Raw genomic sequence first — 11,262 nt, forward strand, 5'->3', positions numbered from 1 at the left:
CGGTGTCGGTCAACTCGCGCGTGTCGGGCCAACAACAGGCTCTTTTGCATTGGAAACGCGCCGAAAGCGCTACGCAAGAGCCAGTGCAGACCCTCGTCCAGGCTCCTGTTCCATTGGAAAGCGCTTCGACGCCTGTCCCGACAATTCTTGACTGTGTCCGTATCGCCGAACTGGTAGGATGCCCGTCACCTGGAATGGACGGCAGCCAAACGGCGTTCAACTGTCCCTTTTTTGACCACAACCTGCCAGCCCCGCCGCCCCGTCCAGACGACACGGTTCCCCAACCGCACCCCGCCCCCGTTGAACCCCGCAACACCACGGCGCCGCCACCCGGCCCCGTTGCAGCAACCGTTGGAGTGGCGCACGTCGCGCCTGCAAGTAATGAAGAAACTGAAGCAGCACATCCGCACCCTGAGCGATATGGACAGCACGCCGCTGGCACGCGTCTGCGCGCTGCTGCTGATGGCCGGCCTGCTGTACCTGCTGTGGCCGTCGGCCGAAGTCGCGCGCCTCGCGCTGGAATCGGTCGTGCGCTGACGCACGGCTCGCCGCCGCTACGCTATACTCGCGCAATGGAAACCAAACCTGCCTCGCCGAACGTGCATCGCTGGTGGCGCGCCTGACCCAGGCGGCCCGTTTCCTTTTGCATGTCCCGAACGTGATGCCGCCAGCCATGGCGGCATTGTCGTTTCTGCGCTCACGTCATGGCTGGTGGCTTCGATAACCCGGAGCCAATCCACACCATGACGCACCCGACCCGACCGACCATTCTCACCGGCGACCGCACGACCGGCCCGCTGCATCTCGGCCATTACATCGGCTCGCTGCGCGCGCGCGTGCAGATGCAGCACGAAGCGACGCAGTTCCTGCTGCTCGCCGATACGCAGGCGCTGACCGACAACATGGGCCGCCGCCAGCGCGTCACCGAGAACGTAATCGAAGTCGCGCTCGACTACCTGGCCGTCGGCATCGATCCAGCGATCTCGACGATCGTCGTCCAGTCGCAGGTGCCTGAGCTCGCCGAGCTGTCGCAATACCTGCTCAACCTCGTGACGGTCGCGCGCCTCGAGCGCAATCCGACCATCAAGGAAGAGATCCGCCTGCGCGGCTTCGAGCGCGACATCCCGGCCGGCTTCTTGACCTACCCCGTCAGCCAGGCCGCCGACATCACCGCGTTCAAGGCAACGCACGTGCCGGTCGGCGACGACCAGTTGCCGATGATCGAGCAGACCAACGAACTCGTGCGCCGCTTCAACGCGACGGTCGATAAGCCGGTGCTGGTGGAATGCGAGGCCGTGCTGTCGGCGGTCACGCGGCTGCCCGGCATCGACGGCAAGGCGAAGATGAGCAAGTCGCTCGGCAACGCGATCACACTCGGCTCGACGCCCGACGAGATCGCGCAAGCGGTGAAGGACATGTACACGGACCCGAACCACCTGCGCGTGAACGATCCCGGCCAGGTCGAAGGCAACGTCGTGTTCACGTTCCTCGACGCATTCGAGCCCGACGTACAGAAAGTCGACGAACTGAAGGCGCACTATCGCCGTGGCGGCCTCGGCGACAGCGTCGTCAAGCGCGTGCTGAACGAGCGGCTGCAGGCGCTGATCGAGCCGATCCGCGCGCGTCGTCGCGAATTCGAAGCGGACAAGGCAGAGGTGATGGCGATCCTGAAGCGCGGCACGTTGCACGCGCGCGAGGTGGCCGGCGCGACGCTGGCCGAGGTGAAAGGAGCGATAGGGCTGACGTACTTCGATTGAGCCGCGCGCGCAGCAAACGCGACCGACGGCGTGACGCGGCGGCATGCCGGCGCCGCGCTTGTCCGCGACCCGACGGCACGACACCGTGCCGCGGGCGATCAGTCGTCGGCAAGTGTCGTCACGGCCGCTCGTGCGCCGCTGGCGCCGCGTGGCACACGGCCTCGATCCGGTTGCCGGCCGGATCGACGACAAAGGCCGCGTAGTAGTCGGCGTGATAGTGCGGCCTCAAGCCGGGGTCGCCGTCGGGCCGCCCGCCCGCGGACAGCCCCGCCTCGAAAAATGCATGCACCTGCTGGCGGGAGGCCGCCTTGAAGCATCAGTGTCGCTTGCTCGTCCCGACTTCGGCGGGATCCAGATAAATCGCCAGGAAGGTCGATGCGGTGTCGGTGGCACTGCAACGTTCGCCGTAACCGAGCGCGGTGCCGCGGTCATAAACCTTGGTCGCGCCCAGCGCGGCCATGACACCGTCGTAGAAGGGGCGGGCCTGATCGATATCCGGAACGCCGATGGACACGTGGTCAAGAAGTTGCATGATGTTGGCTCCATTGAACGAGCACGAGTCTACACAATCTTCCTTGGTCGACTCCACCGATGTCGCGCCTGCGCCCTTTCACGCCATCATGACGCCCCACAAAATGATCGACCGACGCGACTGAAACGAACCCGAGCGGCTCCTCGCGGACAACGCGTCACTTCATCTGCATGAGCTGCACGAGGTTGCCGCACGTATCGTCGAGCACCGCAACCCGCACGGGCCCCGCGTCCATCGGCGCCAGCGTGAAGTGCACGCCGAGCGCGTCGAGCCGCGCGTACTCGGCGTCGAGATCGTCGACCTGAAACGACGCCGCCGGGATGCCGTCCTCGTACAGCGCCTGACGATAAGGGCCGACCGCGCGATGATGACTCGGTTCGAGCATCAGCTCGGTACCGTCGGGTTGATCCTTCGACACGACCGTCAGCCAGCGGTACGCGCCCACCGGCACGTTGTTCTTCAACCGGAAGCCGAGGATGTCGGTATAGAACGCGAGTGCCTTGTCCTGATCGTCGACAAAAATACTCGTCACGTAGATGCGCATGCGAAGTTCTCCCAATCGTGCGCGCCGCGACGCGCGTCGCGGTGCCGCTTACGTGATCTGATACGTCGATGCCGGCACGAACTCCTCCGGCATCGCGCGCTCGCCCAGCTCGAGCACCGACCGCTCGATCGTGCGCGCCATCGCATCGAGCGCCAGCGCGTTCGGCGCAAGGCCGAACGGCTCGGCCACCTCGTTCGCGATCGCTTCGAGCGCGATCAGCGTGTACGAGATGAACACGCAAATCAGCGGCGTGAAGTATTCCGTCGAATCGACGAGGCCGAACGGCAACAGCACGCAATAAGCATAGACGGTGCGATGCAGCAGCACGCTGTACGAGAACGGGATCGGCGTCGTCAGGATGCGCTCGCAGCCGCCCACGGCCTTGCCCAACTCGGCCAGTTGCGTATCGAACATCCAGCACGTTGCTTCGCTGCCGGGCGCGCGACCCAGCGCGCGGACGATTCCGCCGCGCAGTTCATCGAGAATCGCGACGGGCTGGTAGCACTTGTGCGCGAACGCGGCGGCGCGCTCGGCGCCGAGAATGCGCTGCAGGTCCTGCGCCGGATCGGTATGACGCAACTGATGCTTCAACGCATACGTGAACGCGATCAGCAGATCGGCGAGCCGGTCGCGCTCCGCATCGCCGACGCTGTCCGGCAAGTAGCGCCGCAGCTGCGACGTGACGGTGCGCGCCGCGATCAGCAGGTTGCCCCACAGAAGCCGCGCCTCCTTGAAGCGCTCGAAGCTCGCGTTGTTGCGAAACGCGAGAAAGATCGCGAGGGCCAGCCCGAACAGCGTGAACGGCGCAGTGTTCAGCGGTATCTTCTCGCCGAAGATGCGCCCGTTCGTGAAGACCGCCAGCGTGCTGACGATCGCCATGAACACGAGTTGCGGAATGATCGATTGCAGCACGGAGCCGTTCCATATGAACAGCATCCTGAGCCAGTTTTGTCGTGGTCTGACGATCATGGTGTTGTCTCGACTGCCGATGAAATACGCCATGCGGATCGCCGCAGCCCGATGTGCAACGGCCCGCGCGTGGCGGGCCGTTGCCCGGTCGATGCCGGGCCGGGTGACGCGCTTCACCGCGCTTGCGCATGATGATACGCCCGCGCACGCCCTGCCCCGTCACCGGGGCGCGCCGGTCAGTGATAGCCGGCGTCGCCCTCGCGCACCTTGCCGCGGAACACGCGGTACTGCATCGCGTTGTACACGAGGATGATCGGCAGCACGATCACGGTGCCGACGAGCGCGAAGAGCTGGCTCGAATGGCTCGACGACGCGTCCCAGATCGTCAGCGACGGCGGCACGATGTTCGGCCAGATGCTGATCACGAGGCCGGTGTAGCCGAGGAACACGAGCGCGAGCGTCAGCAGGAACGGCGTCGCCTCGTGCTCGCGCTTCACCGTGTGGAAGATGCCCCACACGCACGCGACGACGAGGATCGGCACCGGCAGGAACCAGCCGAGGTTGCCGCTGCCGAACCAGCGATGCGCGACCGCCGGCAGCCCGATCACGGTCCACAGGCTGACCACGCCCATCACCGCGAGCAGCACGCCCGCGAGCGGCTTCATCAGCAGGCGCATCTTGCGCTGCAGTTCGCCGTCGACTTTCAGGATCAGCCAGCCGCAGCCGAGCGTCGCATAGGTGACGAGCACGCCGATCCCGCAGAACAGGCTGAACGGCGACAGCCAGTCGAACGGCCCGCCCGCGAACTGGTTGTTCACGATCCGGATGCCCTGCAGCAACGAACCGAGCGTGATCCCCTGGCAGAACGCGGCCAGCGCGGAGCCGCCGATGAACGCGAGATCCCACAGGTGCTGCGTGCGGTTCGCCTTCGCACGCAATTCGAACGCGGCGCCGCGGAAGATCAGCCCGACCACCATCAGGATCAGCGGCAGGTAGTTCGCCGGCAGCAGCGTCGAGTAGACGACCGGAAACGCGCCGTACAGGCCCGCGCCGCCGAGCACGAGAAAGGTCTCGTTGCCGTCCCATACCGGCGCGACGGTATTCAGCATGACTTCGCGTTCGGCCTTCGCGTCGAAGAACGGAAACAGCAGGCCGATGCCGAGGTCGAAGCCGTCGAGCATCACGTAGATGAACACGCCGAGGCCGATGATCGCGGCCCACACGACAGGAAGATCGATGTGCATCGCTTACTCCGCTTCGGTGACGTTCAGCGGCGTGGACAGCGCACTCTTGCGCAGCCCCGGATGCCGGTGCAGCTCGATGTATCCGGCCTGGGCGGCCGGCCCGCGCTTCATCAATTGCATCATGTAGTAGATCCCCGTTCCGAACACCAGGAAATACACGACCACGAAGATCAGCAGCGACACGCCGACCTGCTGCGCGCTGAGCGGCGCGACCGAATCGACGGTGCGCAGCACGCCGTATACGGTCCACGGCTGCCGCCCGACTTCGGTGGTGATCCATCCGGCCAGCAGCGCGACGATGCCCGACGGCCCCATGCACACGACGAACCACTGGAACCAGCGCGTTTCATACAGGCGTCCGCCCTTTCTCAGCAGCAGGCCGAGCAGCGCGGTGAGCAGCATCAGCATCCCGAGGCCGGCCATGATCCGGAAGGTCCAGAACACGATCGGCGAATACGGGCGGTCCTGCGCCGGGAATTCCTTCAGCCCGCGAATCTCGCCGTCCCAGCTGTGCGTGAGGATCAGGCTGCCGAGGTGCGGCACCTGGATCGCATAGCGCGTCGTCTCGGCCTGCATGTCGGGCAGACCGACGAGGTTCAGCGCGGTGCCGCCCTTCTCGGTTTCCCACAGCCCCTCGATCGCCGCGATCTTCGCCGGCTGGTATTCGCGCGTGTTCAACCCGTGCGCATCGCCGACGACGATCTGGATCGGCGCGAGCAGCAGCAACATCCACAGCGCCATCGAGAAGCTGCGCTTAACCGGCTCGTCGCGGCGCCCCTTCAGCAGGTGCCACGCCCCGCACGCGGCGACGATGAAGCCCGCGACGATGAACGCGGCGATCGTCATGTGCACGAGGCGATACGGGAACGACGGGTTGAAGATGACCTTGAACCAGTCGACCGGCACGACGAGACCGTTCTCGATCCTGTAGCCCTGCGGCGTCTGCATGAAGCTGTTCGACGCGAGGATCCAGAACGTCGAGATCAGCGTGCCGACCGCGACCATCAGCGTCGCGAAGAAATGCGCCCGCGGGCTGACGCGCTGCCAGCCGAACAGCATCACGCCGAGAAAGCCGGCCTCGAGGAAGAAGGCCGTCAGGACTTCGTAAGTGAGCAGCGGGCCGGTGATGTTGCCCGCGACGCGCGAGAAGCCCGCCCAGTTCGTGCCGAACTCGTACGCCATCACGACGCCGGAGACGACGCCCATTCCGAAGCCGATCGCGAAGATCTTCGACCAGAACTGGAACATGGATTTATAGGCGGCGTCGCCGGTGACGAGATAGCGCCATTCCAGCACCGCCAGGAAGCTCGCCATGCCGATGCTGATCGCCGGAAACACGATGTGGAACGACACCGTGAACGCGAATTGCAATCGGGCGAGATGGAACGCATCGAAGATTTCCATGACCGTAATTTGCTCGTGATTGTGAGGACGTCAGCTCGAAGCAGGAAATCGCGCGACGGCTTCGCGACGGCACGTGCAGACAAGAACGGATCGCGGGGCGCGGCAACGAAGCGTGAATGACGATATCGCGTTTCCGACGATACTCGCAATCGCGCGAACGTGCGCTGAAACTGTGCTTTCCCCGGGGCCGAAGATGTGTGCACGGAAAACCCGTTGCGGGGCCGCGAGGCTGTCAGCTGTACTGCTTTCCGCACTGCGACGCTGTGCATCCGCGTCACGGCCGAACGCCCGTACCCCGTATTACGATTTCGCGCACTGGCTCGCGTGAGCACGAACATGAGCATGGATTGGCGCGTCATGCCCACCTTTCGCGCATCCGGGATGACGAACTGTATTCCTGCATTTCGTGCGGGATTGTGTCTCTGCCGATGGAATCCAGCGGCCTATCCTCACGATGAGGCTCGTCACGACCCGTGCGCCGACACCTTTGCGCACGCACGGCCGATCGCCGATGCCGTTCCGATCACTTCATGCAGGCAGCCGAACCCATCGTGAATGCCATCGCTTCCGCGCCAGTCGCCGCCGCAACCGGCGGCGCATCGCCCGGTGTCTTCTCCCGCCCGCTCGACACGCTCGCGCGGCCGCTGCGCGACCTCCGGCTGTCCGTCATCGACCAGTGCAATTTCCGCTGTGGCTACTGCATGCCGCGCGACAGCTTCGGCCCCGACTATGCGTTCATGCCGTCGTCCGAGCGGCTGTCGTTCGCGCAACTCGAGAAGATCGCGCGTGCGTTCGTCTCGCTCGGCGTCGAAAAGATTCGCCTCACCGGCGGCGAGCCGCTGCTGCGCCGCAACCTCGAAGCGCTGGTCGAACGGCTCGCGACGCTGACGACCGTCGACGGCAAGCCCGTCGAAATCGCGCTGACGACCAACGGTTCGCTGCTCGCCGCCAAGGCCCGCACGCTGCGCGATGCAGGCTTGTCGCGCGTGACCGTGAGTCTCGACGCGATCGACGATGCCATATTCCGCCGGATGACCGACACCGACGTGCCGGTCCCGCGCGTGCTGGCCGGCATCGAGGCCGCGCAGGCGGCCGGGCTCGCGCCCGTGAAGGTCAACGCGGTGATCGAGCGCGGCGCGAACGACGACCAGATCCTGCCGCTCGTGCGTCACTTCCGTCATAGCGGCGTGGCCGTGCGCTTCATCGAATACATGGACGTCGGCGGCGCGAGCGCGTGGTCCGGCGACAAGGTCGTGCCGGCCGCGCGGATGCGCGAGCTCATCGAAGCGAGCTATCCGCTCGTCCTCGTCGGCGAACCGGGACACGATGCCACCGCGATCCGCTGCCGGCACATCGACGGCGCGGGTGAGGTCGGTTTCATCGCGAGCGTGTCGCATCCGTTCTGCGGCACATGCTCGCGCGCCCGCGTGTCGGCCGACGGCCAGCTTTATACGTGTCTGTTCGCGATGCATGGCACCGACCTGCGGCCGTGGCTCGATGACGCCACATCGATCGACGGCCTCGCCGACACCGTGCGCGCACGATGGACACGGCGCGACGACCGCTATTCCGAACGGCGGGCCACGAACGCGGCCAGGCCGTCCGGCAAGACCTACCCGACCGTGCGCATGTCGCTCGTCGGCGGCTGACGGGCTGCTGCCGCGCGAAGCGGAGCGAACCGCATACTGGAGAACCGTCATGACCAGTTTCACCGAATCCCGTGCCGCGTCATCAAACGAGCCGCCGCGTGACGGCGGACAGTCCGAACCCGTCGACTCGCACACCGAGCCGCCGCCGGCGATCGCAGCCGGATTCGAGGTGCGTGTGCAGTACACGGCGATCGACGCCGGCGCCGAGATCGCGCCGATCATTCGCAATCCGAATGTCGGTGCGGTCGTGAATTTCCTCGGTGTCGTGCGCAACGAAGGCGACGTCGACGACGTGATCGCGCTGGAAGTCGAACACTATCCGACGATGACCGAGCAGGCGCTGTGGAGCATCGTCGAGGAGGCCAGCGCGCGGTGGCGGCTCGAGGCGGTCAAGGTCGTGCATCGCGTCGGGCGCATTCCGTTGGGCCATGCGGTCGTGATCGTCGTGGTGGCCGCCGCGCATCGCGCGTCGGCGTTCGATGCGTGCGAATTCATCATGGACTTCCTGAAGACGCATGCGCCGTTCTGGAAGAAGGAGATCCGGCACGACGGCATGGCCGGCTGGGTCGAGCCGAAGGCGCATGACGATCAGGCGATGCGCCGCTGGGGATGAACGTGTCGGCCAACGCCTTTCCGATCCCGCCGATTGCACCGATTTCGCTCAGGACATCGTAATGAAACTGACGATCAAATACTTTGCGAGCATTCGCGAACAACTGCATACCGACGAGGAAGTTGTCGAGATCGATGCGCATGACCTCACCGTCGACGCGCTGCGCGCCGCGCTCGCCGCGCTCGCCGCACGCGACGCGCGCTGTGGCGAAGCGCTGCGGCTGGATCGACCCGTGCGCGCAGCCGTGAACCTCGAGATGGTGACCGGCGGATTCGTCGTGCGGGAGGATAGCGAGGTGGCGTTCTTTCCGCCGGTGACTGGCGGGTGATGCGTTCACATCCGGCGGCGACTGACGGATCGTAGCCGTTCGACGCGCGACGGGTTGGCTAATGGAGCCCACGAAGAAAATCCGGAACCGGATGGTCGATCGAAGCAAGATAACCCGCCATCGCACCAGCCACTTTCCGCACGGCCGGACGCGCGGTCATCCGTTCGCGCCAGGCGAGCAGGTTCGGCGTCTCCGCCGTCATCGGCGCGCCCTTGCGCGCGCCGAACAACTGCGCCATGTAGAACGCGATGTCGGCGTACGAATAGGTGCCGCCAAGGAATTTCCGGTCCGCCAGCACGCGTTCCATGCGTCGATAGTATTGCCGCGCTTCGTCGCGTGCGGCCCGTGCCGCTGGATGATCCGGCGTCTCTTCGAGGCCCATCAGCCGGATCACGTGCGGAAAATAAACCTCGTCGCTGCAGTGCTCGAGTTGACGCGCCACCGCGCGCGCTTTCGGCTGCGCGGGCCATAGCGCGGGATCGGGCTTCAGGTCTTCCAGGTACTCGAAGATCTGCGTGGAATCGAAAATCTCCAGGTCGCCGTCGATCAGCACCGGCACCTGACGCTTCGGATTGATGCGCAAGACGTCCGGATGCTTCGGATCGTAGCCGCGCTGCTGGCTGAACGGCACCAGCACGCGCTCGAAGGCGATGCCCTTCTCGTGCGCCGCGATCTCGACTTTCGCGCCGAACATGCTCAGCGGACCGGTCATGATTTTCATGTATCGCTCTCCTCGTCGGGTTTCGCGCAGCGGCCCTCACATGAGCACCGCCCGCGTGTCGGCAAGCCCGCGCCCGACTCCGTTGCGCGCCAGCCGATCGCGGATGTGTCGGATCATAGATCCGATAACATGACATCTCGTGTCATGTATTCCGGATGAGGTGCCACACATGAAAGCCAGCCGGCTGTTGTCGATCATGATGATGCTGCAGGCGCGCGGCCGCATGACCGCGCCGGCGCTGGCCGCCGCACTGGAAGTGTCCGAGCGGACGATCCTGCGCGATATCGATCAACTGTCGACGGCCGGCGTGCCGATCTGGGGCGATCGCGGACGCAACGGCGGCTTTCAATTGCAGGACGGCTGGCGTACCGATCTCACGGGGCTGACCGAGCAGGAGGCGCATGCGTTGATTCTGGCCGGTCTGCCGGGGCCGGCGGGAGAACTCGGGCTCGACGGGATGGCTGCGTCCGCGCGGCTGAAGATGATCGCCAGCCTGCCGCCGGACTCGCGCGAACATGCCGATCGTGTCGCGAGCCGGCTGCATGTCGATACCGTGGATTGGTATCGGGCGCAGGAAACGCCGGCGTTTCTGCGTGAAGTCGCCGATGCCGTGTGGCAGTCGCAGCGGATCGAGGTGACGTACGAAAGCTGGCGCGGTGTGTCGCGCCGCGCACTCGATCCGCTCGGGCTGGTGCTCAAGGGCGGTGCGTGGTACGTGGTGGCGAAGGTCGCCGGCAAGCGCGATGCACTGACTTTTCGGCTCGCGAACATTCGGGAACTCGCGGCGTCGCGCCGGCGATTCAAGCGGCCCGCGCGGTTCGATCTGGCCCGGCACTGGCGTGATGCGATGAGCCGGTATGAAGCGGAGCTTTACCGGTTGAGCGCGCACGTCGCGGTGTCGGCGCGTGCGGAGAGCTGGCTGATCAATGCGCGCGTCAAGGTCGCGCCCGTCTCGAATAGCGCCGGCAGCAGCGCGGTCCCACCGGGATGGAAAGAATTCCTGATGCTGATCGAATCGATCGAGCACGGTGCGCGCAAGCTGCTTGGATATGGTGCGGAGTTGAAAGTGCTCGGGCCGCGGGAACTCGTGGCTCGATTGACCGACGAGGTTGCAGCGATGAAGGCGCTGTACTCACCCGCGCCGCCGACCATCGACGACGCACCAACATTCGCGGCGTGATCGGAGCGAAGCTGGTCGCACTCACGGCCTTCATCGCGCACTCCGTCGTGATGGGCGCATTCCTCGAAGACACTGCCCGCCGAGATCGCCGGAATCGGCATCGGTGTCTTTTTCTTGCCTATCTTGCGTTGGGATCTTGAAGCTTCGTTGCGCAGGATGTCGGCATTTCTGCTTTCATTCGCCCAATTTTTCGCAAATTCGCAACTCCTCGGCTTTTTCGATTGGCGTTTTTGCCGATGTGGACGGCGCGTGCGGGATTTTCCACATGATGAAACCGCGCCGGTCGGGCGAACGCCGCATCTGCGACCGGCCATATGCCCCGCTGCGCCCGGATTCGCGGCCACTCTCTGCACCAAGCCCCAACTCAATCCACCGAATTCT

Annotated in this window: 11 protein-coding genes and 1 pseudogene; 6 read left to right on the plus strand and 6 right to left on the minus strand. The window is 65.2% G+C overall.

The window, feature by feature from the left end; all coding sequences use genetic code 11:
- Positions 1-381: 381 nt before the first annotated feature.
- Together HWX22_RS26900 and trpS are read left to right on the plus strand one after the other, a co-directional pair.
- Positions 382-537 (plus strand): hypothetical protein, encoded by a 156-nt coding sequence (locus tag HWX22_RS26900; RefSeq protein ID WP_175916724.1) that lies wholly within the window; start codon positions 382-384, stop codon positions 535-537.
- A gap of 206 nt (positions 538-743) precedes the next feature.
- Positions 744-1,757, plus strand: a complete 1,014-nt coding sequence (gene trpS, locus HWX22_RS26905; protein WP_175916725.1) for a tryptophan--tRNA ligase — start codon at positions 744-746, stop codon at positions 1,755-1,757.
- A gap of 118 nt (positions 1,758-1,875) precedes the next feature.
- Here the strand turns inward: trpS and HWX22_RS26910 are convergent.
- The 5 genes and pseudogenes from HWX22_RS26910 to HWX22_RS26930 all read right to left on the minus strand — a co-directional run bounded on the left by HWX22_RS26910 (position 1,876) and on the right by HWX22_RS26930 (position 6,390).
- Positions 1,876-2,289, minus strand: a pseudogene (locus HWX22_RS26910) (VOC family protein).
- A 157-nt stretch (positions 2,290-2,446) separates the two neighbouring features.
- The gene (locus tag HWX22_RS26915; protein ID WP_059537183.1) at positions 2,447-2,833 is read right to left on the minus strand and encodes a VOC family protein; all 387 of its coding nucleotides are present in this window, start codon (positions 2,831-2,833) and stop codon (positions 2,447-2,449) included.
- A gap of 48 nt (positions 2,834-2,881) precedes the next feature.
- Entirely contained in the window at positions 2,882-3,802 is a 921-nt protein-coding gene (locus HWX22_RS26920) for a bestrophin family protein (protein ID WP_175916726.1), read from the minus strand.
- A gap of 176 nt (positions 3,803-3,978) precedes the next feature.
- Entirely contained in the window at positions 3,979-4,986 is a 1,008-nt protein-coding gene (cydB, locus tag HWX22_RS26925) for a cytochrome d ubiquinol oxidase subunit II (protein ID WP_175910128.1), read from the minus strand.
- A gap of 3 nt (positions 4,987-4,989) precedes the next feature.
- Positions 4,990-6,390 (minus strand): cytochrome ubiquinol oxidase subunit I, encoded by a 1,401-nt coding sequence (locus HWX22_RS26930; RefSeq protein ID WP_059692819.1) that lies wholly within the window; start codon positions 6,388-6,390, stop codon positions 4,990-4,992.
- A 530-nt stretch (positions 6,391-6,920) separates the two neighbouring features.
- On the opposite strand from HWX22_RS26930, the gene moaA reads away from it, so the two are divergent.
- The 3 genes from moaA (at position 6,921) to HWX22_RS26945 (ending at position 8,980) form a co-directional block, all read left to right on the plus strand.
- Entirely contained in the window at positions 6,921-8,039 is a 1,119-nt protein-coding gene (gene moaA, locus HWX22_RS26935; RefSeq protein WP_175916727.1) for a GTP 3',8-cyclase MoaA, read from the plus strand.
- 49 nt (positions 8,040-8,088) lie between these two features.
- Positions 8,089-8,652 (plus strand): molybdenum cofactor biosynthesis protein MoaE, encoded by a 564-nt coding sequence (locus tag HWX22_RS26940; RefSeq protein ID WP_175916728.1) that lies wholly within the window; start codon positions 8,089-8,091, stop codon positions 8,650-8,652.
- A 61-nt stretch (positions 8,653-8,713) separates the two neighbouring features.
- Positions 8,714-8,980 carry a MoaD/ThiS family protein gene (locus HWX22_RS26945; RefSeq protein ID WP_175916756.1) on the plus strand — a complete coding sequence of 89 codons (267 nt, stop codon included), beginning with the start codon at positions 8,714-8,716 and terminating at the stop codon, positions 8,978-8,980.
- 58 nt (positions 8,981-9,038) lie between these two features.
- Here the strand turns inward: HWX22_RS26945 and HWX22_RS26950 are convergent, their stop codons facing one another.
- Positions 9,039-9,701 (minus strand): glutathione S-transferase family protein, encoded by a 663-nt coding sequence (locus HWX22_RS26950; RefSeq protein ID WP_175916729.1) that lies wholly within the window; start codon positions 9,699-9,701, stop codon positions 9,039-9,041.
- A 169-nt stretch (positions 9,702-9,870) separates the two neighbouring features.
- Between HWX22_RS26950 and HWX22_RS26955 the strand changes: the two genes are divergently transcribed.
- Positions 9,871-10,881 (plus strand): YafY family protein, encoded by a 1,011-nt coding sequence (locus tag HWX22_RS26955; protein ID WP_175916730.1) that lies wholly within the window; start codon positions 9,871-9,873, stop codon positions 10,879-10,881.
- Positions 10,882-11,262 lie beyond the last annotated feature (381 nt).

The sequence above is a fragment of the Burkholderia sp. BCC1638 genome, assembly GCF_902833195.1.
Lineage (GTDB): Bacteria > Pseudomonadota > Gammaproteobacteria > Burkholderiales > Burkholderiaceae > Burkholderia > Burkholderia diffusa.